This window comes from Leisingera sp. G5_S3_59_S7, from assembly GCF_054968485.1.
On the sequence record NZ_JBQKUH010000027.1, the window covers coordinates 1 to 23,687 of the forward strand.

Annotated in this window: 24 protein-coding genes and 1 other RNA gene; 13 read left to right on the forward strand and 12 right to left on the reverse strand. The window is 63.4% G+C overall.

What is annotated here, in order from left to right:
* Positions 1–3: 3 nt before the first annotated feature.
* Both bmt and ACTRWG_RS13075 read right to left on the reverse strand, forming a co-directional pair.
* Entirely contained in the window at positions 4–1,023 is a 1,020-nt protein-coding gene (gene bmt / locus ACTRWG_RS13070; RefSeq protein WP_462829407.1) for a betaine--homocysteine S-methyltransferase, read from the reverse strand.
* Between the two features lie 629 nt (positions 1,024–1,652).
* Positions 1,653–1,970, reverse strand: coding sequence for a DUF1476 domain-containing protein (locus ACTRWG_RS13075; protein ID WP_027237391.1), 318 nt, complete (start codon positions 1,968–1,970; stop codon positions 1,653–1,655).
* Between the two features lie 272 nt (positions 1,971–2,242).
* Between ACTRWG_RS13075 and purC the strand changes: the two genes are divergently transcribed.
* From purC to ACTRWG_RS13105, 6 genes are all read left to right on the forward strand, one after another.
* A complete protein-coding gene (gene purC, locus ACTRWG_RS13080; protein WP_027237392.1) occupies positions 2,243–3,004 on the forward strand; it encodes a phosphoribosylaminoimidazolesuccinocarboxamide synthase in 762 nt (253 codons plus the stop codon).
* 103 nt (positions 3,005–3,107) lie between these two features.
* On the forward strand, positions 3,108–3,338 hold the full coding sequence (purS, locus tag ACTRWG_RS13085) for a phosphoribosylformylglycinamidine synthase subunit PurS (protein ID WP_027237393.1): 231 nt from the start codon (positions 3,108–3,110) through the stop codon (positions 3,336–3,338).
* Positions 3,338–4,006, forward strand: a complete 669-nt coding sequence (purQ, locus tag ACTRWG_RS13090) for a phosphoribosylformylglycinamidine synthase subunit PurQ (RefSeq protein WP_027237394.1) — start codon at positions 3,338–3,340, stop codon at positions 4,004–4,006. The genes purS and purQ overlap by 1 nt, the downstream gene beginning before the upstream one ends.
* 36 nt (positions 4,007–4,042) lie before the next feature.
* Entirely contained in the window at positions 4,043–5,815 is a 1,773-nt protein-coding gene (locus ACTRWG_RS13095) for an ATP-binding protein (RefSeq protein ID WP_027237395.1), read from the forward strand.
* Between the two features lie 31 nt (positions 5,816–5,846).
* Positions 5,847–7,184 (forward strand): sigma-54-dependent transcriptional regulator, encoded by a 1,338-nt coding sequence (locus ACTRWG_RS13100; RefSeq protein ID WP_027237396.1) that lies wholly within the window; start codon positions 5,847–5,849, stop codon positions 7,182–7,184.
* A 588-nt stretch (positions 7,185–7,772) separates the two neighbouring features.
* Positions 7,773–10,802, forward strand: a complete 3,030-nt coding sequence (locus ACTRWG_RS13105) for an Rne/Rng family ribonuclease (RefSeq protein WP_462829409.1) — start codon at positions 7,773–7,775, stop codon at positions 10,800–10,802.
* A 202-nt stretch (positions 10,803–11,004) separates the two neighbouring features.
* Here ACTRWG_RS13105 and ACTRWG_RS13110 read toward each other — a convergent pair whose 3' ends face one another.
* Positions 11,005–11,238 (reverse strand): sulfurtransferase TusA family protein, encoded by a 234-nt coding sequence (locus ACTRWG_RS13110; RefSeq protein ID WP_027237398.1) that lies wholly within the window; start codon positions 11,236–11,238, stop codon positions 11,005–11,007.
* Positions 11,239–11,332: 94 nt separating this feature from the next.
* Here ACTRWG_RS13110 and ACTRWG_RS13115 point away from each other — a divergent pair, with 94 nt between their 5' ends.
* From ACTRWG_RS13115 to ACTRWG_RS13130, 4 genes are all read left to right on the forward strand, one after another.
* Positions 11,333–12,085 (forward strand): cytochrome c biogenesis CcdA family protein, encoded by a 753-nt coding sequence (locus ACTRWG_RS13115; protein WP_027237399.1) that lies wholly within the window; start codon positions 11,333–11,335, stop codon positions 12,083–12,085.
* A 134-nt stretch (positions 12,086–12,219) separates the two neighbouring features.
* The gene (locus ACTRWG_RS13120; RefSeq protein WP_027237400.1) at positions 12,220–13,461 is read left to right on the forward strand and encodes a hypothetical protein; all 1,242 of its coding nucleotides are present in this window, start codon (positions 12,220–12,222) and stop codon (positions 13,459–13,461) included.
* Positions 13,458–14,828, forward strand: coding sequence for a cytochrome P450 (locus tag ACTRWG_RS13125; RefSeq protein WP_027237401.1), 1,371 nt, complete (start codon positions 13,458–13,460; stop codon positions 14,826–14,828). The genes ACTRWG_RS13120 and ACTRWG_RS13125 overlap by 4 nt, the downstream gene beginning before the upstream one ends.
* Complete coding sequence (locus ACTRWG_RS13130) at positions 14,789–15,121, forward strand: hypothetical protein (protein WP_154667818.1); 333 nt, start codon at positions 14,789–14,791, stop codon at positions 15,119–15,121. The genes ACTRWG_RS13125 and ACTRWG_RS13130 overlap by 40 nt, the downstream gene beginning before the upstream one ends.
* Here ACTRWG_RS13130 and ACTRWG_RS13135 read toward each other — a convergent pair.
* Genes ACTRWG_RS13135 through fumC form a run of 3 tightly spaced genes read right to left on the reverse strand, consistent with a single transcriptional unit; the run spans position 15,118 to position 16,903 of the window.
* The gene (locus ACTRWG_RS13135) at positions 15,118–15,336 is read right to left on the reverse strand and encodes a ribbon-helix-helix domain-containing protein (protein WP_027237403.1); all 219 of its coding nucleotides are present in this window, start codon (positions 15,334–15,336) and stop codon (positions 15,118–15,120) included. The genes ACTRWG_RS13130 and ACTRWG_RS13135 overlap by 4 nt on opposite strands.
* Positions 15,333–15,509, reverse strand: coding sequence for a DUF4169 family protein (locus ACTRWG_RS13140; protein ID WP_027237404.1), 177 nt, complete (start codon positions 15,507–15,509; stop codon positions 15,333–15,335). Before ACTRWG_RS13140 ends, ACTRWG_RS13135 begins: the two co-directional genes overlap by 4 nt.
* Positions 15,509–16,903 (reverse strand): class II fumarate hydratase, encoded by a 1,395-nt coding sequence (gene fumC / locus ACTRWG_RS13145; RefSeq protein ID WP_462829410.1) that lies wholly within the window; start codon positions 16,901–16,903, stop codon positions 15,509–15,511. Before fumC ends, ACTRWG_RS13140 begins: the two co-directional genes overlap by 1 nt.
* 215 nt (positions 16,904–17,118) lie before the next feature.
* On the opposite strand from fumC, the gene ACTRWG_RS13150 reads away from it, so the two are divergent.
* The gene (locus ACTRWG_RS13150) at positions 17,119–17,667 is read left to right on the forward strand and encodes a hypothetical protein (RefSeq protein ID WP_462829428.1); all 549 of its coding nucleotides are present in this window, start codon (positions 17,119–17,121) and stop codon (positions 17,665–17,667) included.
* Between the two features lie 60 nt (positions 17,668–17,727).
* Here ACTRWG_RS13150 and ACTRWG_RS13155 read toward each other — a convergent pair whose 3' ends face one another.
* The 6 genes from ACTRWG_RS13155 to ACTRWG_RS13180 all read right to left on the reverse strand — a co-directional run bounded on the left by ACTRWG_RS13155 (position 17,728) and on the right by ACTRWG_RS13180 (position 22,115).
* Complete coding sequence (locus tag ACTRWG_RS13155) at positions 17,728–18,201, reverse strand: SspB family protein (protein WP_259956599.1); 474 nt, start codon at positions 18,199–18,201, stop codon at positions 17,728–17,730.
* Between the two features lie 119 nt (positions 18,202–18,320).
* The gene (gene chrA / locus ACTRWG_RS13160; protein WP_462829411.1) at positions 18,321–19,592 is read right to left on the reverse strand and encodes a chromate efflux transporter; all 1,272 of its coding nucleotides are present in this window, start codon (positions 19,590–19,592) and stop codon (positions 18,321–18,323) included.
* Positions 19,589–19,729, reverse strand: a complete 141-nt coding sequence (locus tag ACTRWG_RS13165) for a hypothetical protein (RefSeq protein ID WP_154667819.1) — start codon at positions 19,727–19,729, stop codon at positions 19,589–19,591. Before ACTRWG_RS13165 ends, chrA begins: the two co-directional genes overlap by 4 nt.
* A 141-nt stretch (positions 19,730–19,870) precedes the next feature.
* Entirely contained in the window at positions 19,871–20,410 is a 540-nt protein-coding gene (locus ACTRWG_RS13170) for a nuclear transport factor 2 family protein (protein WP_259966600.1), read from the reverse strand.
* A gap of 299 nt (positions 20,411–20,709) precedes the next feature.
* Positions 20,710–21,059, reverse strand: a transfer-messenger RNA (tmRNA) gene (gene ssrA, locus ACTRWG_RS13175).
* A 327-nt stretch (positions 21,060–21,386) separates the two neighbouring features.
* A complete protein-coding gene (locus tag ACTRWG_RS13180; protein ID WP_462829413.1) occupies positions 21,387–22,115 on the reverse strand; it encodes a FadR/GntR family transcriptional regulator in 729 nt (242 codons plus the stop codon).
* 125 nt (positions 22,116–22,240) lie between these two features.
* On the opposite strand from ACTRWG_RS13180, the gene ACTRWG_RS13185 reads away from it, so the two are divergent.
* Positions 22,241–23,011: a DUF2182 domain-containing protein gene (locus ACTRWG_RS13185; protein ID WP_462829414.1), complete on the forward strand. Its 771-nt coding sequence runs from the start codon at positions 22,241–22,243 to the stop codon at positions 23,009–23,011.
* A gap of 15 nt (positions 23,012–23,026) precedes the next feature.
* Positions 23,027–23,659, forward strand: coding sequence for a DUF1326 domain-containing protein (locus ACTRWG_RS13190; RefSeq protein ID WP_027237413.1), 633 nt, complete (start codon positions 23,027–23,029; stop codon positions 23,657–23,659).
* The last annotated feature ends 28 nt before the right edge of the window (positions 23,660–23,687 follow it).

Consider the following 23,687-nt stretch of genomic DNA (forward strand, 5'->3'; position numbering starts at 1 on the left):
GTCTCAGGCGCGGCGGCGCCGGCGGGAGCGGCGCTCGCCGCCCGGGTTTGCATCATCGCCGGTGCCGTCGCCGTCGGAGGTGAAGGGGCCCAGAACCTCAACGATCTGTTCCAGCGCCGGGCGGTCGCCGCGCGGACGGCTGTCGAGCGCTTCGCGCATGTGGCGCAGGTGGTCGGGCATGGTGCCGCAGCAGCCGCCGATGATCTTGGCGCCAGCGTTCCGGGCCATCACTGCATACTCGCCCATCAGTTCCGGGGTGCCGTCATAGTGGATGTGGCCGTCGACGTATTTCGGAATGCCGGCGTTGCCCTTGGAAATGATCGGGCGCTCGGTGCCTTGGGCGGCAAAACCCAGCACGGTGCGCAGGATGTCGGAGGCGCCGGTGCCGCAATTGGCGCCAAAGGCCAGCGGCGCGTTGTCGAACTCCTCCACCAGCTGCGCCAGATCTGACGAGGTCACACCCATCATTGTGCGGCCTGCGGTGTCAAAGCTCATGGTGCCGCACCAGGGCATATCCGCCAGTTTGAAGGCCTCAGCCGCGGCCCGGAATTCCTCCGGCGCGGAAATGGTTTCCAGCCACAGCACGTCGGCGCCGCCTTCCTTCAGGGCGTCGGCCTGCTCGTGGAACATCTCAACCGCGAGCGCATGGGACATGTCACCGACGGGTTCGAAGATTTCCCCGGTCGGGCCGACGGAGCCGGCCACGGCAATCTTGCGCTCTGCCTTGTCGGCCACCTCGCGGCCCAGTTCGGCTGCGGTGCGGTTCAGTTCGCGCACGCGGCCTTGCGCGTCGTGCAGCTTCAGACGTGCGGCGGTGCCGCCGAAGCTGTTGGTCAGGAACAGATCGCTGCCCGCATCGACGGAGCCCTGGTAGAGCGCCATGATCTTCTTGGGCTCATCCACGTTCCACAATTCCGGCGCGTCGCCGGACTGCAGCCCCATGGCAAACAGATTGGTGCCGGTCGCGCCATCCGCCAGCAGCACATCCCTGGTCTCCAGCAGCTGTTTGAAAGTATTTGTCATCAGTTTTGTCCCATGTCAGCGGGCCGCCCCGGCGGTGCGGACGGCAAAGTGGTCTGTTTCCCCTGTCTCACGCCCCGAGGGCAAGGGCAATTTCATTTTCTTCATCTTCATTATGAGTTCGCGCCGCGGAGGCCTGCTGCACCGGTGGCGGGCTGCGGTCCGCGCCCTAGGCTGTTCGGAAATCCGGCTCCGCGGCCAGAGGCAGGCCCGGGACCCCCCGCATCGCACTTGCCCCTTTCCAGGCCGGAAGGACGCAATTAATGCGCCACCCTAGGCGAGGGAAGACAGCCCCGATTGCGGCGGCAGCAGCTAGAAGCAGCCCGTGATGACTGCAAGCGCAGAGGCCGGCTGGGGCAGAAGGGCGGCCGTTCCGGGCGGCAGAGGAGATTGAAACCAGCATGACACTCCTGTGTGGCGCAACAGGCACCTCGCCCGGCAGGCTGGCGCATGCACTCGCCGGTTCGGTTAACCCGAAAATTCCAGAGTTGTCTGTCCGGCGGTGCCAGGCGGAAAGTGAACCAGGAGATCAGCACAGCACGCTCTTGCCACCGGCTGATGCCGCGCCAGGGTGCCAAACACAGGGCTAGCCGGGTTTCCGGCGGCCGGGCCTTGCGCCGCTGCAAAGCTGTTCAGTTGGATTCGCTGAGCATTTCTGCCTGCGCCTGCACCAGAAGCTCCTGCAGTTTCAGCCGTATCTGCTCCTCGCTGGCCCGGCTGCCCAGGTCGCCGGTAAGCTTGCGCACGACATCCTCATGGCTGGCTTCCTCCAGGTCCGCGGCAACAATGGACTGGGCGTAATCATTGGCCGAGGAGCCGGTTTTGCCCAGAAGCTCCGCCGCCCAAAGGCCCACCAGCTTGTTGCGGCGCGCCCGCGCTTTGAACTGCATTTCCTCATCATGCGCAAACTTGGCCTCAAAGGCCTGCTCGCGTTCGTCGAATGTTGTCATGGCTGATCCTCATTAACCTTGTGCACCTAAGATATGATAGGAGTATGATTGCCCCTCAGGGCAAGAAAAAACGGTTCCTGGCAAAGCCTTTGGGCGGTTTTGTCCTAGGCGTGGCAGCGGCTGGCCGTATCCGCTGTCCGTTCCGGAGGCTGGTGCCGCCGCTTCCGCGGCAGGGCAGCCCTGTGCAGCAAGCTTGCGGCTGAGAGCCCCTTGCACTATGAGAGCGGCACATCGCAGGGCCGGATTCCCGGCAATGACCCGAAAGGTTCCCAATGGCGCGCCGCAAGAAAATCTACGAAGGCAAGGCAAAGACACTGTATGAAGGCCCGGAACCGGGCACCATCGTGCAGTATTTCAAGGATGACGCCACCGCCTTCAACGCCGAAAAGCACGACGTGATCGAGGGTAAAGGGGTCCTGAACAACATCCTGAGCGAGTTCTTCATGCTGGGCCTGGCACAGATCGGCGTGCCGACCCATTTCCTGAAGCGGCTGAACATGCGAGAACAGCTGGTGCGCAGCTGCGAGATCATTCCGCTGGAAGTGATTGTGCGCAATTATGCGGCCGGCTCGATTTCCAAGCGCCTCGGGATCGACGAGGGCACCCAGCTGCCGCGACCGATTGTGGAATACTGCTACAAGGATGACTCCCTGGGCGACCCGCTGGTCACCGAAGAGCATATCGCCGCCTTCGGCTGGGCAAGCCAGCAGGACATGGACGACATCCTGAGCCTGGCGCTGCGCGTCAACGATTTCCTGTCCGGCGTGTTCCTGGCCGTGGGCATCCGTCTGGTCGACTTCAAGATCGAGATCGGCCGGATTTACGAGGGTGACTTCCAGCGCCTGGTGATCGCCGATGAAATCAGCCCGGACAGCTGCCGCCTGTGGGACATCAAGACCGGCCAGAAGCTGGACAAGGACGTGTTCCGGCGCGACCTGGGCAGCCTGACCGACGCCTACAGCGAAGTGGCGCGCCGTCTGGGTGTGATGCCGAACAACCCGCCTGCGCCGGGCAAGCCGACGCTGGTGAACTGACATAAGGACCCGCTGCGCCTGACCGCGCCGCGGGTCCTTGAGTATTTTTGCAAAGAAGAAGCCTGGATGGGGCTTCGCCATCGAAAACCTGAGGGATGATGCGATGAAGGCACGGGTGCATGTGATGCTGAAGAACGGGGTTCTGGATCCGCAGGGCGAGGCCGTGCGCCACGCGCTGGGAGCCTTGGGCTTTGAGAAGGTTGAAGGCGTGCGTCAGGGCAAGGTGATCGACCTGGATCTGGCCGAAGGCGCCACCGAGGCAGATGTGACCGCGATGTGCGAGAAGCTGCTGGCCAACACCGTGATCGAATCCTACAGCATCGAGATGCAGTGATGAAGGCGGCGGTAGTAGTCTTCCCCGGTTCGAACTGCGACCGCGATCTGGCGGTCGCGTTTGAGCAGGCCGGGTTCGATGTGTCGATGGTCTGGCACAAGGACAGCGCGCTGCCCGGCGGCGTCGATATCGTTGGGGTGCCGGGCGGCTTTTCCTATGGCGACTACCTGCGCTGCGGCGCCATTGCGGCGCAGTCGCCGATCTGCAAGGCGGTGATCGAACATGCCGACCGCGGCGGCTACGCCATCGGCGTCTGCAACGGCTTTCAGATCCTGACTGAGACCGGCGTGCTGCCGGGGGCGCTGCTGCGCAATGCAGGCCTGAAATACATCTGCCGCACTGTGAACCTGAAGGTCGCCACCTCCGATAGCGTCTTTACCCAGGGCTACAGCGCGGGCGATGTGATCGGGGTGCCGATCGCGCATCATGACGGCAACTATTTTGCCGACGCGGACACCGTCAAGGCGCTGCAGGACCAGGACCGTGTGGCCTTCACCTATGAAGATAACCCCAACGGCTCGGTCGCGGACATTGCTGGCATCCTTTCGGAAAACCGCCGTGTTCTCGGCATGATGCCGCACCCGGAACGGGCCGCGGATGAGGGCCATGGCGGCACCGATGGTGCGGCAGTGTTCCGCGCATTGGCGGGAATGGTCACCGCGGCGTGACTTGAGGATGCGGGGCGGCCGCAATAGGTATGAGTTATGACCGCCCCGCGCTCTGACACGACCAAAAGCAAAGCCAAGGCAGGTTCGCGCACGATTTCGTGGCGGGCGCGGCTGGCGCTTGTGCTGTTCATGGTGGTCGCGGCGGTCACCGTCTGGACCACCAACCGGGCGCTGACCCACCGGTTCACCGAAAGCACCCGCAACCGGGCGGAGCTGCGGCTGGCGCTTTATTCCGGCAACCTGCTCAGCGAGCTGCGCCAGCATGCCATCGTGCCGCAGCTTCTGGCGCGCGACCAGACCTTGATCTCGGCGCTTCAGTCCAGCGATTTCTCGCTGTCTACCCAGCGGCTTATCTCCTTTGTCGATGAGATCGGTGCGGCCTCGATCATGCTGCTGGCGCAGGACGGGCGCACGGTGGCGGCCACCGACCGCAACCGGCTGGGCTCTAACCACCGCAATGCAGCCTATTTTGTTGATGCGGTGCGGGCCAAGTCGACCGTATTCTCGGTCATCCCGCGCGAGGTGGGCGGCTACCGCTTTACCTACTCCCGCCGCATTATTGATGCGACCGGCGTTCTGGGCGCGATTGTGGTTGAGGTGGACCTGCAGAAATTCGAACGCGCCTGGGCGGGGATTTCCGACGCGGTGCTTGTGACCGACAGCACCGGCACCATCATCCTGGCCACCGAAGCGCGCTGGCGCGGCCTGAAGGAAGGCGATGCGCTGACGCTGCAGACGCCCGAAGGCGCGATCCAGCGGGCGATCCGCGCAACCACCGACTGGACCGCGCTGCCGCCCGATGCCTATCTGCAGGGCGAGGCGGTGATGCGGCTGGAAACGAGGGTGCCGTTCCAGGGCTGGCGGATGGCGTCCTTCACCACCTATTCGTCGGTGCGGGAGCGGGTAAATGCCGTGCTGGCGCTGGAAATCATGGGATTCGCGATCCTTTTGGCGCTCGCCTTCTATGCGCTGAGCCGCAAGACCGCGCTGCGGATGGCGCTGTTCCAGCGGGAGTCGGCAGAGCTTCGCGTATTGAACGCGCGCCTGCAGCGGGAAATCGCCGAGCGGGAACGGATGCAAAAGACCCTCGCCGTGGCCGAGCAGAGCCTGGCGCAAAGCTCCAAACTGGCTGCCCTGGGCGAGATGTCGGCCGCCGTCAGCCATGAGTTGAACCAGCCGCTGGCGGCGATGAAAACTTACCTGGCCGGCGCCCGCCTGCTGCTCAACCGCAACCGCCCGGATGAGGCGCTGGCCTCCTTCGGCCGCATCGACGACCTGATCGAGCGGATGGGCGCGATCACCCGCCAGCTCAAATCCTACGCGCGCAAGGGCGGCGACGCGTTCAGCCCTGTAAACTTGGGCGATGCGCTGGCCTCCAGCCTGTCGATGATGGAGCCGCAGCTGCGCCAGAGGCATGTGAAAATCACCCGGATTTTGCCCGAAGAACCTGTTATGGTGATGGGCGACCGGATGCGCCTGGAACAAGTTATGGTCAACCTCTTGCGCAACGCGCTGGACGCCACCAAATCCGTGGCGGACCCGGAGGTGGAAATCCTGCTGGCCGCCGGTGAGACGGCAACCCTGTCGGTGCGCGACAACGGGGTGGGAATCAAGGACTTCGACAACCTGTTCGAGCCTTTCTACACCACCAAGCAGCCCGGCGATGGGGTTGGTTTGGGTCTTGCCATCTCCTCGGGGATCGTCAACGACCTTGGGGGACGGCTGACCGCCCGCAACGGCCAGAGCGGCGGCGCGGTCTTTGAGATGCAATTGCCGGTCCTGGTGGACGGTATCGAAGCTGCTGAATAGGGCAGCCCGGAGTGATTAGGAGTGAACGCGCATGGCCCAGGCTATGAAAATCGCGATCGTCGATGATGAACAGGATATGCGGCAGTCGATCAGCCAGTGGCTGGCGCTGTCAGGGTATGACACAGAGACCTTCTCCAGCGCTGAGGAAGCGCTCAAGGTGCTGGGGCCGGATTACCCGGGGATCGTGATCTCCGACATTAAAATGCCGGGCATGGACGGCATGCAGTTCCTGAAAAAGCTGATGGGCACTGACAGCGCGCTGCCGGTGATTATGATCACCGGCCATGGCGATGTGCCGATGGCGGTTGAGGCGATGCGCGTCGGGGCCTTCGACTTCCTGGAAAAGCCCTTCAACCCGGACCGCATGTCGGAGCTGGCCAAGCGCGCCACCGGCGCCCGCCGCCTGACGCTCGACAACCGGGCGCTGCGGCGCGAGCTGTCGGACGGTTCGCAGATCATGAAGAAGCTGATCGGCCAAAGCCCGGTGATGGAGCGCCTGCGCGAGGATATTCTCGACCTCGGTCAGGCCGACGGCCATGTGCTGATCGACGGCGAGACCGGCACCGGCAAGACGCTGGTCGCCCATGCGCTGCATGCAGTCGGCAGCCGTGCGGGCAAGAAATTTGTGCTGGTCTCCTGTGCCGCTTTGGAAGAAGAGGCGCTGGCCAAACGCCTGTTCGGCCCGATGCAGCCAGAAGACAGCATGCTGCCTGCCATCGAGGAAGCCCGCGGCGGTACCCTGGTGCTGGAAGACATTGACGCGCTGTCGGAAACCCTGCAGGCCAAGCTCCTGAGCGTGATCAATGAGCAGGGGACGCCTGCCGAAACCCGGATCATCGCGATCTCCAACCTGCAGGAAGCCGGCAAGACCTGCGAAGACGCGCTGCGGCCGGACCTGTTCTACCGTCTGGCGGCGCTGCGCATCACCGTGCCGCCGCTGCGCCAGCGCGGCGAGGATATCCTGACGCTGTTCACCCGCCTCAGCGAGCAGTTTTCCGAGGAGTACGGCTGCGATGCGCCGCAGGTCAGCGCCCAGGAAGCGGCGCAGCTCTTGCAGGCGCCCTGGCCGGGCAACGTGCGCCAGCTGATCAACATCGCAGAACGCGCGGTGCTGCAGTCGCGCCGGGGCTCCGGCACCATCGCCTCGCTGCTGATGTCCGATCACGAGGAAATGCAGCCGGTGATGACCACCGAAGGCAAGCCGCTGAAAGAATATGTGGAAGCCTTTGAGCGCATGCTGATCGACAACACCATGCGCCGCCATAAGGGCTCCATTGCCAGCGTGATGGATGAACTGTGCCTGCCGCGCCGGACGCTGAACGAGAAAATGGCAAAATACGGCCTGCAGCGCTCGGATTACCTGGCCTAACCGCTCACCAGGGCCGTTTTCCAATGCGGGAAGCGGCCCGGAACACCTCTGTTTGTGGCGCCGGACTTCTAGCGGACCTCCGGCAGACCGCTGAATTTCAACGAAAAGTTAACCAATTTCCGGGTAACAGCAGGCGGATTTCATTTTCAGGTCCTGCCGTGACGAATGCCCATTGTCATTACCTATCCACAGGCCTTATGCTGTCCCAACGGGCTGGAAACCGGCAATTGCCTTCCCCCGTTCTGATGAGTTTCGCTGGCTTCGGCTTTTGTCCGGCACGACCCGAGAAAGCTGCAGCCAGACCGATTGGCCCCCTTGACTGAGGGGGCAGTTTAGCGCCCGAGCCGGAATTCAAGCCGGCGCAGGGATTATAGGGCAGGGAAGGCTACGGCCCGCCTGCCGGAGAAGAACCGCGATGACGCGCGTGAGAGCGAAGAGCACTGAGGCAGGAAGGCCGGGCACAGTCCCCGGGACCACCTGCTGCACCGCGCCGTCCCAGATCGCCCTGACAAGACACCACCCGAAACGCGCGCGGCCGCCTGGAAGCAGACAGCTTGCGGGCGCACAGGGCAGGTGCACCAAGGACACATGGCAAAGAAGATGCTTATTGACGCCACCCACGCGGAAGAAACCCGCGTTGTGGTGGTCGATGGAAACAAGGTTGAGGAGTTCGACTTTGAATCCGAAAACAAACGCCAGCTTGCTGGCAATATCTATCTCGCAAAGGTAACCCGGGTCGAACCGTCGCTTCAGGCGGCGTTTGTCGACTATGGCGGCAACCGCCACGGCTTCCTTGCGTTCTCGGAAATCCACCCGGATTATTACCAGATCCCCGTCGCGGACCGTGAGGCCCTGATGGAGGAAGAACGCGCCTATGCCGAGGCGATGCGCGCCCGCGACGAGGAAGAGGACGAAAAACCGTCCAAGCCGAAGCGCGCCCGCAAGTCCCGGTCTGCCGCCAAAGCGGCCAAGGCTGCTTCCGGTGACGCGGTGGAGACCAAGGAGGTTGACGCCTCGGAGGAAAAAACCGGTGAAATCGCCGGGATGGAAACCATCGACCTGAGCGACAGCGCCGAAGCCGCGGACGTGCCTGCGGAACTGGCCGAGGTGCCCGAAGGCTCCTCGCCGGTGGAACGTGTCGCGGAAACTCCGGTGGAAGAGCCGGAAGACGAAGGCGAAGCCCCGGCTGAGGCGGCGGCAGCGGAAGCTCCTGCCGAGGCAGGCGAAGAGACTGCGGCCGAGTCGGTTGAAGAGTCCGCTCCTGCTGAAGAGGCCGCCGCGGAAGAACCTGCAGAAGAGGCCGGTGACGCGCCTGCTGAAGCTGAAGCCGGAACGGGCGCAGAGGAAGCCAAGGCTGAAACCGCCAGCGATGACGCTGCCGGTGAGGAAGGCGAGGAAAACGGCGAACCCCGCCGGGCCGACGCCACATCCAAGGACGAGAACATCGAGTCCGTCGCTGACGAGGACGACAGCGAGGACATCCGCCCGCCGCGCAAGCCGCGCCCGCGCCGCTACAAGATCCAGGAAGTGATCAAGGTGCGCCAGGTGCTGCTGGTGCAGGTCGTCAAGGAAGAGCGCGGCAACAAGGGCGCGGCACTGACCACCTACCTGTCGCTGGCCGGCCGTTATTGCGTGCTGATGCCGAACACCGCCCGAGGCGGCGGCATCTCCCGCAAGATCACCAATGCTGCCGACCGCAAGAAGCTCAAGGACATTGCCTCCGAACTGGACGTGCCGACCGGCGCGGGCCTGATCGTGCGCACCGCCGGGGCCAAACGCACCAAGGCGGAGATCAAGCGCGATTACGAATACCTGCAGCGCCTGTGGGAACAGATCCGCGAGCTGACGCTGAAATCCATCGCGCCGGCCAAGATCTACGAAGAGGGCGACCTGATCAAACGCTCGATCCGCGACCTGTACAACCGCGAGATCGACGAGGTTCTGGTGGAAGGCGACCGCGGCTACCGCATCGCCAAGGACTTCATGAAGATGATCATGCCGTCCCACGCCAAGAACGTGAAGCATTACCAGGACGCGCTGCCGCTGTTCGCCCGCTACCAGGTCGAAAGCTACCTGGGCGGCATGTTCAACCCGGTGGTGCAGCTGAAGTCCGGCGGCTATATCGTGATCGGCGTGACCGAAGCGCTGGTGGCGATCGACGTGAACTCCGGCCGTGCGACCAAGGAAGCCTCGATCGAGGAAACCGCGCTCAAGACCAACCTGGAGGCTGCCGAAGAAGTGGCGCGCCAGCTGCGTCTGCGCGACCTTGCGGGCCTGATCGTGATTGACTTCATCGACATGGACGAGCGCAAGAACAACGCCGCCGTCGAAAAGCGCATGAAGGACAAGCTGAAGACAGACCGCGCCCGTATTCAGGTGGGCCGGATCTCGGGCTTCGGCCTGATGGAAATGTCGCGCCAGCGGCTGCGCCCCGGCATGATCGAGGCGACCACCGCGCCGTGTCCTCATTGCCATGGCACCGGCCTGATCCGTTCCGACGATTCGATGGCGCTGTCGATCCTGCGCCAGATTGAGGAAGAGGGCACCCGCCGCCGCTCCCGCGAGGTGCTGGTGCGCTGCCCGGTGTCCATTGCCAACTTCCTGATGAACCAGAAACGCGAGCATATCGCCCAGATCGAGGCGCGTTACGGCCTGTCCGTGCGCATCGAAGGCGACGCGCATCTGGTCAGCCCGGACTTTGTGCTGGAGAAGTTCAAGACCGCGTCCCGCACTGTGCCTGCGGCCACTGCTCCGGTTGTGTCGGTTGATACCTCGATCATGGATCAGGTGGACGCGGAGGAAGCCACGCAAGACGAGGACGAGGCACCTGCCGCCGCTGAGGCGCCTGAGACCGCCGAAGACACGGCACCGCAGGACGACAAGCCCAAGCGCAAGCGCCGCCGCCGCCGCCGCCGGAAGTCCGGCAACGGCGATCAGTCCCAGGCGGGCGAGAACGGAGAGGAGACGTCCGAAGATCAGGACCAGCCCAAGGAAGAGGCCGACGAAGCGCAGGAAGCTGCCTCTGAGGCGGAGGAGCCTGCCGCGGAAGAGGTGAAGGAGAAGAAACCGTCCCGCACCCGTACCCGGTCCCGTTCGCGCAAGCCGAAGGCCAAACAGGCCGAGGCGGACAGTGCCGAAGCGGACAATGCAGAGGCCGGTGCCGCTGTTGAGAGCTCCGATGCCGCTCAAGAGGATGCTCCGGCTGCGGCTGAAGTTGCCGAAGCGCCTGCCGCAGAAACAGCTGCGGACGTTCCGGCTGAGGAGACGGCAGAACACGCAGCTGCTGCGGTTGCGGACAGCGCGGGGGACACCGCCGCCGGGGACGCAGAACCTGCTGAGGCATCTGATCAGGCCGCTCCGGCAGAAGAACTGGCCGCTGCTGCAGACGCCGCGCCGTCTGAGGAGGCTGTGGAAGCGGTCGAAGAGCAGCCTGCTGAAGAAACCGCTGCAGAAGCCGCCGGGGAGCAGCCCGCTGTGAAAGAGGCAGCACAGCTGGAACCCGTTGCCGCGGAAGAGGAAAAGCAGCCGGAGCCTGCCATGGCCGGCGCCGGGTCAGAGCCGGAACCCGCAGCCCCGCCTAAACCGAAACGCCGCGGCTGGTGGTCGATGGGCGGTTGAGCCAGACACATGACTTAAGGAAAAGGCAGGCTTCCAAGCCTGCCTTTTTCATTTAAAGCTGCTGTCAGTTAAGGAACTGCAGGCCGCGCGCGAAACACCGTTTCCCGGCGCAGGAAACGGCCCGGAAAACGCGTGTTCTCCGAGCCGGAGTTTTCGCAGAATTCCGGCGCCGCCAGTTGCAGGCGCTGCAGAGATTTCCGGATTAGCCGCCTTTGCGGATCAGGTAGATCTGATGGCCCGCGCCTTCGCTGTGGCCCAGGAACTCATGCCCTGCCTCATTGCAGAAATGCGGCACGTCGATCACCGCCGCCGGGTCATCCGCCAGCAGCTGCAGCACGTGGCCAGGCTGCAGCGATTTCAGCCGCTTGCGCGCCTTCAGGACGGGCAGGGGGCACAGCAGCCCGATTGCATCAAGGGTCTCTTTGATCTCGCTCATGGTGTTCAGATAAGGGGGATGTTTCATGCTGTCCACAAGGATGTGACCAGCCGTCCCCGTGACGTTGGCCGCCCGCTGGCATAAGTGTTGGACCATGTTTGGAATCGAGATCATCGACGCAGGGCTGCTCCCTGCCATGCTGGTGGCGCTGCTGGGCGGCGTTATCAGTTTCCTGTCGCCCTGCGTGCTGCCGATTGTGCCGCCGTATCTGGCGTATATGAGCGGGGTCACCATCGGCGAGATGCAGGGCACGGTCGCCGCGCGGCGCAAGGCCATCATTGCGGCGCTGTTTTTTGTGCTGGGGTTGTCCACGGTGTTCCTGCTGCTGGGCTTCACGGCCTCGGCGTTTGGCGCCTTTGTGCTGCAAAATCAGGAGCTTTTCGCTCAGGTTTCAGGTGTTGTGGTGATCATCTTCGGTCTGCACTTCCTGTCGGTTTTCCGCATTCCGCTGCTGGACCGCGAGGCGCGGATGGAGGCCGGCGAATCCGGCGGTTCCGCGTTGGGGGCCTATGTGCTGGGGCTGGCCTTTGCCTTTGGCTGGACCCCCTGCATCGGGCCGCAGCTGGGCGCCATCCTGTCGCTGGCGGCATCCGAAGCTTCAGTCAGCCGCGGCACCATCCTGCTGGGCGTTTATGCCGCGGGTCTGGGCGTGCCCTTCCTGCTGGCCGCGATGTTCCTCAATCGCTCAATGACGCTGATGAACAAGATGAAGCGCCACATGGGCCTTATCGAAAAGGTGATGGGCGGCCTGTTGCTTTTTGTCGGCATCATGCTGGTCACCGGCCTGTTCACCACCTTCTCCTGGTGGCTGCTGGAGACCTTCCCGGCGCTGGCAACACTGGGCTGATCCGCGCGTTTCCAAGGGGGCCTCAGGGTCCCCGTTTTTCTTTGTCTCTCCCGGCCTTACTCTTGCCGGAAAGCGCTGTTAGTCTGCGCTTGAAACGTCAGAGCAGGACAGCGCGGATCAACAGCGTGGATCACATGGGTTCCAACCCCCAGCAGGTGCGCAAACGCCGGGTGTTCTATATTCCCGGCTATGATCCGATTCACCCGCGCCGCTACCGCGAGCTCTACCGCACGGAAGGCGCCGCGCAGGCCGGGATTTCCGGCTACAGCCTGACGCTCTCACCGAAGCAGACCAAGGGACTATACGGCTGGCATGTTGCAGCGGTGATGGACGGGCAGCGGACCGAGGCGGACATCGAAGTGCTGGTCTGGTCCGACATCGTGCGCGGCAGCATGGAGGCCACGATCCCGGGCACCTACTGGCAGCTGCTGCGGACAGCCTGGATCTACATCTCCACCGGCGCGCTCAGGCGGCTGATGCGGCTTCGCAAAGGGCCAGTAATTGCCGCGCTCTATCCGGTTGGGATGCTGCTTCTGCAGGCGCTGCTGGCGCTGCTGCTGGCATGGGGCGTGGCGCATGCCATTGGCCTTATTGCCGGTTCTGCCGGGCTGAACGGCCTTTCCGCCGCGCTGCCAGCCTGGCTGCTGGGTCTTGGCGCCGGCTATGCGCTGCTGCGCTGGTTCAAGAAACGCGATGGCAAGTTCTTCGCCTATTACCTGATGCACGACTACGCGCATTCGGCAGCCTCCCGCGGTGCGATCCCGCCGGAGATGGACGTGCGGATGGGCGAATTCCGCGCTCTGATTGCAGACGCCTTGCACGATAAAACCCTGGACGAGGTGCTGGTCGTCGGCCACTCCTCCGGTGCGCATCTGGGGGTGTCGGTTCTGGCGGACCTGATCCGGGACGGGCTGCCTGAGGACCGCCCCGCCCTTGGGTTTCTCACGCTGGGGCAGGTGGTGCCGATGGTTTCCTTCCTGCCTCAAGCCAAGCGGCTGCGGGCCGACTTGAAATACCTGTCCCAGCGCACCGAGCTTGCCTGGGTGGATGTGACCGCGCCGGGCGATGGCTGCGCCTTTGCGCTGTGTGATCCGGTCGCCGTCAGCGGCGTCGCGCCGGAGGGCAAGCGCTGGCCGCTGGTGTTCTCCGCCGCCTTCACCCAGACCCTCAGCCCGGAGCGCTGGCAGCAGCTGCGCTGGCGCTTCTTCCGGCTGCATTTCCAGTATCTTTGCGCCTTTGACCGGCCGGGCGACTACGACTATTTCCGGATTACAGCCGGGCCGCTGACGCTGGCAGAGCGCTACAGGAACCGGAAACCCTCGCAGTCGCGGATTGACGTGCCGGTGTCGAAGTTCACGTCGGTTGCCGCCGGATGACCCAAGTGATGCCGCCGAAACCGCCTGCGCGCCCCGACCGGGTGTCGCTGTGGCGCTATGCAAAACTGTTCCGCCAGGACATTCTGTCGGCCCAGCCCGCGCGCCTCTACCGCGCCTGGATGGCCGAGTTCCGGACGCCGTTTTTCCGCTCCTTTCTGGTCAATCAGCCGGATCTGGTGAAGCTGCTGCTGAAAGAGCGGCCTGAGGATTTCCCCAAGTCGGACCGCATTGCCGAAGGGCTGAAGCCCTTGCTGGGCAATTCCGTGTTTCTGACCAATGGCGAGGCCTGGAAGCGGCAGCGGCGGATCATTGATCCGGCGTTCGAGGGCGGACGGCTGAAGGATACCTACCCGGCGATGCGCGCCGCGGCAGAGGCGGCGGTCAAGCGGCTGGAAGGGCGGACGGGGCCAGTGGAGATCGAGGAGGAAACCTCGCACGCGGCGGCTGACGTCATCTTCCGCACGCTGTTTTCCATCCCGATCGATCATGAGGTGGCCGGCGAAGTCTTCACCCGGTTCCGCGACTATCAGCGCAGCCAGCCATTGCTGAACCTGGCCGCCTTCGTGCGGCTGCCGCGCTGGATGCCGCGGCTTTTCCGCGCCGGGACCCGGCAGAATGCAAAGACGATCCGGGCGCTGATCGCGCAACTGACCACCGAACGGATGGCTGCGATTAAGGCGGGCAGGGCGCCCGATGACCTGGCGACCAAGATCATGACCACCCGGGACCCGGAAACCGGCAGCACCTTCGACACCGCCGAGATGGTGGACCAGGTCGCGATATTCTTCCTGGCAGGACATGAAACCAGCGCCTCCGCTTTGGCCTGGGCGCTCTATTTGATGGCGCTCTACCCGGACTGGCAGGAGAAAGTGGCCGCAGAGGCGGCCGCGCTGGAGGATGAGAGCTTCGCTGCGGTCTCACGGCTTAAGATCAGCCGCGATGTGTTCCGCGAGACCCTGCGGCTGTATCCGCCGGTGCCCATGATGGTGCGGGAGGCCGTATGCCCCGAACGCTTCCGCAACCGTGCAGTGCCTAAAGGTGCGCAGATGGTGCTCAGCCCTTGGCACCTGCACCGGCATGAGCGGTTGTGGGAGAACCCGGACGGCTTTGATCCCGCGCGCTGGGGGACAGAGAACGGCAAGCAATGCCAGCGGGACGCCTACATCCCGTTCTCAGCCGGTGCCCGCGTGTGCACGGGGGCGGGGTTTGCGATGGTGGAGGGGCCGCTGGTCCTGTCGATGATCCTGCGCCGGTTCCGTATCGAACCGGCGGCGGGCAAGGCGCCGGTGCCTGTGGCGCATTTGACGGTGCGGTCGAAGAATGGAATATGGCTGCAACTGTCGCCGCGGCAGCCAAAACTATTTTGAAAAGTTTTGGCCAAAGTTTTCAGAAAACTTTGGCGTCAGCTCAACAAGTGAACGGGTTCATTGTTGCAGAAGATGACGACCTGATCGCCGTTCAACACCGCATGATAGCCGCGGCGTTTCACTTCGGCTTGCAGCCGGGGCAGGCCAACATTGCGTTCGGCATCGCGCAGTTTTCGCCGCACGACACCGCCTTGGCGGGCAGACTTCACAACGAAAATCTGCTGCATCCACAACTCAGGGGAAATTGTACGGAACACATGCGCCATGCGGTAAGTGTCCGGGAGCGTGGTTAACCCGCCCTTAACCGCCGCAGCACAAACAGCCGGATGGCAGATGCCAGCCCGCAGTCCTCGCCGCGGGTTTCATCGATTTCGGCTGCCAAGTCGTTAATTGCCCGGTCTTCGGCGGCTGCAATCTCGCGGAAGGCATCCCAGAAGTCATCCTCCAGCGACACCGAGGTCCGGTGCCCGCGCAGGGTCAGGGAATGCTTCTTGGGGCGGGAGCTCATTCGTCGCGCTTGTGCTCGTCCAGACGCTTGATCTCATGAGCGTTGCGCGCATTGTCCAGATCTTTTTCTGCCTTGGTGCGCCCAAAGGTCACGGCGTTCCGGTCAGCACGGGCCTTTTTCTCGGCCCGTGCTTTTTCTTTTCTGAACCGGTTCAGATTGACCGGTTTTCCCATCAGTCCTTCGGCCCGATCATCTGCTCAGGCCGCACCACGGCGTCAAAGGTGGCTTCATCCACGAAGCCCAGCTTGACAGCTTCTTCCTTCAGCGTGGTGCCGTTCTTATGCGCGGTTTTGGCCACGGTGGTCGCGTTGTCGTAGCCGATGGTCGGTGCCAGTGCCGTGACCAGCATCAGCGACTCTTTCATCAGCTTTTCGATGCGCGGCTCATTGGCCTTGATGCCGTTCAGCATCCGCTCAGTAAAGCTGTCCGCCGCATCGCCCAGCAGCTGGATCGACTGCAGCAGGTTGTAGGACATCATCGGATTGTAGACGTTCAGCTCAAAATGGCCCTGGGAGCCTGCGAACTTGATCGCCGCGTCATTGCCCATCACATGGGCTGCCACCTGGGTCAGCGCCTCTGCCTGGGTCGGGTTCACCTTGCCCGGCATGATCGAGGAGCCCGGCTCGTTCTCCGGCAGGATCAGCTCGCCGAGGCCGGAGCGCGGGCCGGAGCCCAGGAAGCGGATGTCGTTGGCGATCTTGTAGCAGCTGCCCGCAATGGTCGCGAGCGCGCCGGACAGGAATACCATGGCGTCATGGGCCGCCAGCGCCTCGAACTTGTTCGGGGCGGTGACAAAGGGCAGGCCGGTAATCTCTGCCATATTGGCAGCAACCTTCTCGCCCCAGCCCTTCTGGGTGTTCAGGCCGGTGCCCACGGCGGTGCCGCCCTGCGCCAGTTCGTAGATACCGGGCATGGCCGCCTCGACCCGCGCCAGGCCCTGGCGGATCTGATGCGCGTAACCGCCGAATTCCTGGCCCAGGGTCAGCGGCGTCGCGTCCTGGGTGTGGGTGCGGCCGATCTTGATGATGTCCTTGAACTCTTCGGACTTCTTTTCCAGCCCTTCGGCCAGCTTGGTCAGGCCCGGCACCAGCACGTCGCGCACCATCATCGCAGTGGCGATATGCATTGCGGTCGGAAAGGTGTCGTTGGAGGACTGGCCCATGTTGCAGTGATCGTTCGGGTGCACCGGATCCTTGGAACCGATGGTGCCGCCCAGAATCTCGATGGCGCGGTTTGCGATCACTTCGTTCGAATTCATGTTGGACTGGGTGCCCGATCCGGTCTGCCACACCACCAGCGGGAAGTTGTCGTCGAACTTGCCAGCCACAACTTCGCTGGCGGCCTGGATGACGGCATCGGCGATTTTCGCGTCCAGCTTGCCCGACTCCTTGTTGGCCATGGCGCAGGCCTGCTTAATCACCCCCAGCGCGCGCACGATGGCGACCGGCTGCTTTTCCCAGCCGATCGGGAAGTTCATGATCGACCGCTGGGTCTGGGCGCCCCAGTACTTGTCTGCGGGGACCTCAAGCGGGCCAAAGCTGTCGGTTTCGGTGCGGGTTTCGGACATCCGTCTTCTCTCCGTTGCGTATGCGATTGCATGCCGTTTAGCCTGCGGGTTGCTGCAGTGCAATTGGCCAGTTGCGCGCAGCATAGCCAATCACGCGGACAGGTATAGTGCCGAATTGGCGCATTCCAGGACATGCCATTGCCTGAAACCATGCTATGGTTACAGTGCAGGGGCAGGCTGGGACATCCGGAAGGAAATGCAACGTGCCGACGCTTATGCGAAACTTCACTTTCACGTTGAGCTTTGCCGCCGTGCTTGCGGCGGCGGTCCTCTTGCTGCTGCCGCATTGGGCGCGCGCGGATATTTCCCGTTTTGCGGGCGAATACGCCGGCAGCGTCGAGATCGTGAAGGAGGACGGTGACACCGATCCCCGGGATATGAGCGTGGTGATCCGCGAATTGAAGAAGGGATTCACCATCAAGTGGACGTCAACGACGGAAAAGGACGACGGGCGCCGGAAATCGAAAACCTATGAGATCGAGTTCCTGCCCAGCGCCCGCGACGGCGTGTTTTCCGCAGCGATGACCCGCAATGTGTTCGGCCATTCGGTGCCGCTCGACCCGATGAAAGGGGAGCCGTTTGTCTGGGGCCGCATCACTGATGACACACTGACGGTGTTCTCGCTGTATATCCATCCCAACGGCGATTATGAGATGCAGCAATACGACCGGACACTGGCCGAAGGCGGTCTGGATCTGGACTATACCTCACGCCTGAACGGTGAGCCGCGGCGGCAGCTCAGCACGTTCCTGTCGCGGCAGTGATACAAACAGAAAAAGGCGGCCTTCGCAGCCGCTTTTCGGGAACCGGGATGTCTGCGTGTGCTATTTGCGGAAGCTGTCCAGCGAAACGATGTCGGCGTTCTTCTTTTCCTCGGCCGGGACTTGCACGGTGTCCTGCTCCTCTTCTGCATCCGGCGCCGCTGCATAGCCTTCCGGCTCTTCATCGGCGCTTTCGAAGCGCAGTCCGAACTCCACCGACGGGTCGACAAAGGTGCGGATGGCGTCATAGGGGATATAAAGCGGTTCCGGCGAGTCGCCGAAATTCAGTGTGACGGCAAAACCTTCATCATCCACTGTCAGATTGTCGAACCAGTGCTGCATGACCACGGTCATCTCGCCCGGGTAGCGGTCGGACAGCCAATCGGCCAGTTCCACATCCGGGTGGGCCGTGTCGAATGTGATGAAAAAGTGGTGGTTACCGGGCAAGCCGTTCTCAGCGATATCCTGCAGCACGGTCCGGATCAGGCCGCGCATGGCTGAGTGCATCAGGTTGCCATAGTCGATTTCACGGGACATGCAGTCACCCTTTGTTCATTTGCCCTTAAGCATAAGAGATTCTGGCGGAAACAAAAGACCGCCCTTTTGTCCGGCAGAAATATTTTTGGCACGGAACCGCTCTCAGGAAACAGCCGCAGTCAACTGATCGCAAACGGGATTCCTGTCATGGCCAGCCCGGCGCAGGCCATGGCGGCCAGTAACAGCAGCATATTGCCGCGCACCATCCAGGCCGCCAGCGGCGCCAGCAGAACCAGCAGGACGGCGGTGGCGTTCATGCTGCTCCAGACTGGTACGGGGACATGCAGGATGCCTGCGTCAAAAACCTGGGTATTGGCAAAGGCCACATGCATCAGGAACCAGACCGACAGGTTCAGGATGACTCCCGCGACCGTGGCGGTTACTGCCTTCAGTGCCATGCCAAGCCGCGGATGCGCGGCGATGCGTTCCACATAAGGCGCAGCAGCAAATATCCACAGAAAGCAGGGCATGAAGGTTGCCCACAGCGCCACCGCGCCCGCCGCCAGAAACAGGCCCAATCCATCCTGCAGCAGCCCCGACAGCATGGCGACAAACTGGGTGACCAGGATCAGGGGGCCGGGGGTGGTCTCGGCCAGTCCCAGCGCGTCGATCATTTGCCCGGCGGTGATCCAGCCGAACTGGCTCACTACCGTCTGGCTGATGTAGGCCAGCACCGCGTAGGCACCGCCGAAGGTCACCACGGCAAGCTTGGAGAAGAACCAGCCCACGTCGGCCAGAAAGCCCGCGCCGGACAGGCCGAGCGCGATCAGCGGCAGCAGCCACAGGCTGCCCCAGACGGCGATGGTCCGCAATGTGCTGGCAGCCTGGAAGGGCGCGGCGGCGACTGGGAGATCCGGATCTGCTGCCTTGCGCAAGTATCCGGTAAGGGCGGCCGCCAGCACCACCAGCGGAAACGGCAGGTTCAGCAGGAACAGCGCGGCAAAACCAAACCCGGCCAGCATCCAGTCCGCCCTGTTGCGCAGCGCCTTGCCTGCCAGCCGCCGCAGCGCCTGCAGGATGATGACGACGACGGCGGCCTTGATGCCCAGAAAGGCCGATTGCACCGCGGGCAGGGTGCCGTATTGCACATAGAGCCAGGCCAGAAGGGCAATCACCGCAGCACCGGGCAGGACAAACAACAGCCCCGCCAGCAGCCCGCCGGCGGTGCCGCGCATCTTCCAGCCGGTGTAGGTGGCCAGCTGCATCGCTTCCGGCCCCGGCAGCAGCATGCAAAAGGACAGCCCCCGCAGGAAGCTCTCCTCGCTCAGCCAGGGGCGGTCCTCGACCAGTTCCTTGTGCATAACCGCAATCTGCGCCGCCGGGCCGCCGAAGCTCAGCACCCCGATGCGCCCGAAGACACGGAACATCTCCGTCCAGGCGGGAGGGTTCATGCCTTGCGGTCCGATGGCCAGTCGCGGCCAACGCACTGGCTGCCAAGGGCCCAGCGGTACAGCGCGTCACAATGGGTCATGCCTGCCTCAAGCTGCTGATGGTCCTTCATTGACCGGCGCGACAGCTCCTCCGCCATGCGGAGCGGCAAGCCGTGCCACTTGGTACCGGCGCCTCTCACACACCTGGCCAGCCTGTCAAGCACCGCAAGGCTTGGGCGCGGCCGCTCCGGCAGGGGGCAATGATCAGAACTCTCTATGACGCCGCCGAAATGCGACCGTTAGCGGAGCCGTTCTCCCGTCAGGCAGATTGCCAAGGCCTCTGGCGGCAGCTGGCCCAGCATTTCAAACATCCGGAAATAATCCATGTTGGAGTGCAATTCGGCAATTCTGCCGTCTTCCACGCGCGCCATGACCTGGCCGGTGATCTCAAAAGGTTCGCCATCGCGGGGATTGCTGGTCGCGACCACCAGCCGCACTGACACCCATTCGTCCGTCTCCATCACATGAGTGAAGGTCACTTTGATCGGGCCCACAAGGTTGCGCAGCGCAGCAACCACTTCGCTATAATCGCTTTCCGGTTCCGCCAGCGCGGAAACTGACCCCGAAATCAGCGTATTGCGATGCATGATTTCGGAGACGGCACCCAGATTGCCTCTGCTCCAGACCTCTTCGAACCAGTAGTGCAGCAGCCGGGCCAAGGGCATGTCTGCCATGCTCGCCGGATCGAATGGCGCCGCCATGGCAGTGCGGACGCCGGATGCGGCAGCCCGGCGCGTGGAGAAGGGTTCAGTTGCGGAATTGGTGAGTGTCTGAGTCATTATTTCGTTACCTAAAGCCATGCCGCTCAGGCAGGCATCAGAGGGGGCTGTCAGTCGGCCGCGGTGATCCTGGCGGCAGGCCTCAAAGCAAAGGGCTCTTCCCGCTCCGGCACTGCCGGGCTGGAAACGCAGGACGTTAGTTTTTCAGCATCGGGCGGGTAAAGGCATACACAGCTTTCTAAGGGCGCAGTTCCGGTACAGACCCGGCATCCTAGCCGCTGGCGGCTGGCATTGCAGCTTTAACTTAAGGTTTTAAGCATTCCCTGCAGGCAGCGGAGCTGGTTTCCATGGGTGGTGAAAGTGCAGGTTTCTGTTGCCAGGTACCTGCGAACCCCGCCTTACGCGGCTAGGCGCAAGGACTTAGATTTCGATTCCTCGAACTGCTTACGCAGCCAGAGCAACCGGAGCACGATTGTCGTTTGCAATTGTACTGTTCGGGCCGGTACGGTGGCACCCCGCCGAGACAAAGCATACCCCTTTAGACGTCCGTCGATCCTGTTTCGGCCCCATGATCCCCAAACGAAGGATTTTGGTGGAGCCGCCGGGTACCGCCCCCGGGTCCGATCCGCTTATTACGAGCGCGTTTATGTCCATAGTTCCACAAGGGAACAGCAGCTATATAGTGTGCTTCGTTGCGGTTGCAAAGGGGTCAACCGGAATCCTGCGAGGATTCCGGCTAGTTTTCCGGTGCGAAAAACGGCGCCGTCACACCAGTCTGCGGATCGGGGCGGAGTTGCAGAACACGACCACCTGCCCGCGGTTCTGAACCGCCTGAAATCCACGGGCCGGACCTCGGCCAAGAAGGCCTCCATCCCGGCGTAACGCTAAATATCGCGGATCTTGCGGCGCAGGACCTGGCCGTTTTGCACCGCCTTGCAGGCGAAGATATCGCGCAGCCAGATATCGGGGAGAGGGCGGAGCCGGGTTTGACCATGTTCCCAACGTCCCGGCTCTTGGTTAGCAAAGTGTTGAGCGGCTACTTCTGGGCCCGGGCGGCAAAGACGTCGGAGGCCAGTTTGCGGGTCTCGCTTTCCAGGTCCTGCAGGCCGGAAACGGCTGCACTGCCGTCGCCAGCCTCGATGGCGTCGGCGATACTGGAGTGCAGGCCGGTGATCACCTCGCGGTCGCGGGCGGTGAAGGTGATCATGTTCATCAGCGGCTGCATCGCCTCCACCGCGCCGGCCAGCTGGTAGGACAGCACCGGATTGCCCGCGCCATCCACCAGCGCCCGGTGAAACGCCACGTCGGAGGCGCAGAAGGCCTCATCGGTCAGGCCCGGCTGCCCCTGGCGGAAGATCTCCGCCCGCATGGTGGCCAGGTGATCCGCGCTGCGGCGCTCGGACGACAGCGGCGCACAGGCGCGTTCCAGCGCATATCGCGCTTCGCAGGCGGTATCGAAACTCACCGCGTTCATGCTCAGCAGCAGCGTAGAAGTGGTGATCTGCTGCGAATAAGCGTCCTCAAAGCTCAGCCGGTTCACAAAGGCCCCGCCGGAAGCGCCGCGCTGGGTGCGGATCAGCGATTGCGCCGCCAGTCGCTTCAGCGCTTCGCGCACGGTCGGGCGGGACACCTGGAAATGATCCGACAGCTCCGCCTCGGAGGGCAGCCGCTCATCGACAATCAGCTCGCCGGAAATGATGGCATCCTTGATCGCCTGGGCTATCTGAACCGAAAGATCGGCGGAGCTGTTGGGGTCAATCTTCATGCTCAGGGTCCTGACGCTGCGTTACGCCGGAGTTGGCCCGGCAAGAAATCATTTGTCTGACATTTAAAAGTCTGACATTTAAAACTCAAGACGTGAGTCGCTAACCCTCATACCCGGAGCGCGCCATGAAAGCCATTCTGGCACAACGGATCAGAACCATGGGAGGCTGGCATTGGCTGGGCCTGTTCGGGCTGATCCTGGGGGCGTGGGGGCTGCTCTATGCGATGTCCGTGCCGGCTGAGCTGCGCGCGGCGGGGGCCATATACGGGCCTGATTTCTGGCGCGACTTCTGCACGCTGACGCCGGATGCGGCGGGCTTTGGCAAGATGCTGATGATGTGGGCGCTGATGTCGGCGGCGATGATGGCGCCGACCGCGCTGCCTGCCTTTGCCACTTACGAGGATCTGTCCCACACCGCGCCGGACACAAGCTTCACCTGGCTGGTGGGCGGCTATCTGGCAGTGTGGCTGGGCTTTTCGGCGCTGGCCGCCGTGCTGCAGCTGGGGCTGTTCCAGGCAGAGCTGCTCACCGCTTTCGGCGACAGCAACTCGCGCTACCTGTCGGCGGGTCTGCTGCTGGTCGCGGGCGGCTATCAGTTCTCGCCGGTGAAGGAAGCCTGCCTCAGCAAATGCCGCCGCCCGCTGGTGTTCTTTATGCAGCACTGGGACGAGGGTCCGCTGCGCAACGGGCTGCGGCTGGGGCTGGTGTGCCTGGGCTGCTGCTGGGCGCTGATGCTGCTGGCCTTTGCGGGCGGCACCATGAACATCGCTTTCATGGGGCTGGCGACCGTGATCATGATTTTGGAAAAGCTGCCGGAGCTGGGCCGCTACATCACCAAACCGCTGGGTGCGGGGCTGGTGGGAGCGGCGCTGGCGCTGGCGGCAGGGATTATCTGAGAGGGAGACTAAGATATGGCCTTGGACGCCGCAACGGGCACCGTGCCCTGGACAATCAAAGGGGAACTGATCCTCAACTGCAACTGCACCGTGTTCTGCCCCTGCGTGGTGTCGCTGGGCAAGCACCCGCCGACCGAGGGCCACTGCCAGGCCTGGGCCGGGGTGCGCATCGACGCGGGCGACTACGGCGGGGTTGACCTGTCGGGCCTGAACGTCGGCCTGTTCCTGGAGATCCCCGGCAACATGGGCCGCGGCAACTGGAAAGCGGCGGCCTATATCGACGACCGCGCCTCGGATGACGCCTATGATGCGCTGGTCGCGATCTTCTCCGGCGCGGCGCGCGGCACCACCGGGCTGTTCTCCATGCTGGTAGGCGAGTTCCTGGGCGCTGAACGCGCACCGGTCACGTTCGAGACCGAAGGCAAGGAGCGCCGCCTGATGGTCGGCAAGAAGATCCAGGGCGCGGTGGTCCCGGTCGAGGGCAAGGACGGCAAGGAGATCGTCGTCACCAACACCGAATACTGGATGGGTCCCGACATCACCGTCGCCACCGCAACCAAGGGCCGCGTGCGCGCCTTTGGCAGGGTCTGGGATTTCGACGGCCGCTCTGCCGAGATCTGCCAGATCGACTGGCACGGCCCGAAGTAAACGGCTTTTCCGGCGGCGGCGCCTGCGC

Coding starts and splice junctions, on each gene's coding strand:
- ACTRWG_RS13150 (WP_462829428.1), top strand. CDS start 17,119: ATGCGAAACTTCACTTTCACGTTGAGCTTTGCCGCCGTGCTTGCGGCG.
- ACTRWG_RS13125 (WP_027237401.1), top strand. CDS start 13,458: ATGACCCAAGTGATGCCGCCGAAACCGCCTGCGCGCCCCGACCGGGTG.
- purQ (WP_027237394.1), top strand. CDS start 3,338: ATGAAGGCGGCGGTAGTAGTCTTCCCCGGTTCGAACTGCGACCGCGAT.
- chrA (WP_462829411.1), bottom strand. CDS start 19,592: ATGAACCCTCCCGCCTGGACGGAGATGTTCCGTGTCTTCGGGCGCATC.
- purS (WP_027237393.1), top strand. CDS start 3,108: ATGAAGGCACGGGTGCATGTGATGCTGAAGAACGGGGTTCTGGATCCG.
- ACTRWG_RS13115 (WP_027237399.1), top strand. CDS start 11,333: ATGTTTGGAATCGAGATCATCGACGCAGGGCTGCTCCCTGCCATGCTG.
- ACTRWG_RS13120 (WP_027237400.1), top strand. CDS start 12,220: ATGGGTTCCAACCCCCAGCAGGTGCGCAAACGCCGGGTGTTCTATATT.
- ACTRWG_RS13110 (WP_027237398.1), bottom strand. CDS start 11,238: ATGAGCGAGATCAAAGAGACCCTTGATGCAATCGGGCTGCTGTGCCCC.
- ACTRWG_RS13095 (WP_027237395.1), top strand. CDS start 4,043: ATGACCGCCCCGCGCTCTGACACGACCAAAAGCAAAGCCAAGGCAGGT.
- ACTRWG_RS13105 (WP_462829409.1), top strand. CDS start 7,773: ATGGCAAAGAAGATGCTTATTGACGCCACCCACGCGGAAGAAACCCGC.
- ACTRWG_RS13170 (WP_259966600.1), bottom strand. CDS start 20,410: ATGACTCAGACACTCACCAATTCCGCAACTGAACCCTTCTCCACGCGC.
- bmt (WP_462829407.1), bottom strand. CDS start 1,023: ATGACAAATACTTTCAAACAGCTGCTGGAGACCAGGGATGTGCTGCTG.
- fumC (WP_462829410.1), bottom strand. CDS start 16,903: ATGTCCGAAACCCGCACCGAAACCGACAGCTTTGGCCCGCTTGAGGTC.
- ACTRWG_RS13180 (WP_462829413.1), bottom strand. CDS start 22,115: ATGAAGATTGACCCCAACAGCTCCGCCGATCTTTCGGTTCAGATAGCC.
- ACTRWG_RS13155 (WP_259956599.1), bottom strand. CDS start 18,201: ATGTCCCGTGAAATCGACTATGGCAACCTGATGCACTCAGCCATGCGC.
- ACTRWG_RS13135 (WP_027237403.1), bottom strand. CDS start 15,336: ATGAGCTCCCGCCCCAAGAAGCATTCCCTGACCCTGCGCGGGCACCGG.
- ACTRWG_RS13190 (WP_027237413.1), top strand. CDS start 23,027: ATGGCCTTGGACGCCGCAACGGGCACCGTGCCCTGGACAATCAAAGGG.
- ACTRWG_RS13100 (WP_027237396.1), top strand. CDS start 5,847: ATGGCCCAGGCTATGAAAATCGCGATCGTCGATGATGAACAGGATATG.
- ACTRWG_RS13165 (WP_154667819.1), bottom strand. CDS start 19,729: ATGGCGGAGGAGCTGTCGCGCCGGTCAATGAAGGACCATCAGCAGCTT.
- purC (WP_027237392.1), top strand. CDS start 2,243: ATGGCGCGCCGCAAGAAAATCTACGAAGGCAAGGCAAAGACACTGTAT.
- ACTRWG_RS13185 (WP_462829414.1), top strand. CDS start 22,241: ATGAAAGCCATTCTGGCACAACGGATCAGAACCATGGGAGGCTGGCAT.
- ACTRWG_RS13075 (WP_027237391.1), bottom strand. CDS start 1,970: ATGACAACATTCGACGAACGCGAGCAGGCCTTTGAGGCCAAGTTTGCG.
- ACTRWG_RS13140 (WP_027237404.1), bottom strand. CDS start 15,509: ATGGGAAAACCGGTCAATCTGAACCGGTTCAGAAAAGAAAAAGCACGG.
- ACTRWG_RS13130 (WP_154667818.1), top strand. CDS start 14,789: ATGGCTGCAACTGTCGCCGCGGCAGCCAAAACTATTTTGAAAAGTTTT.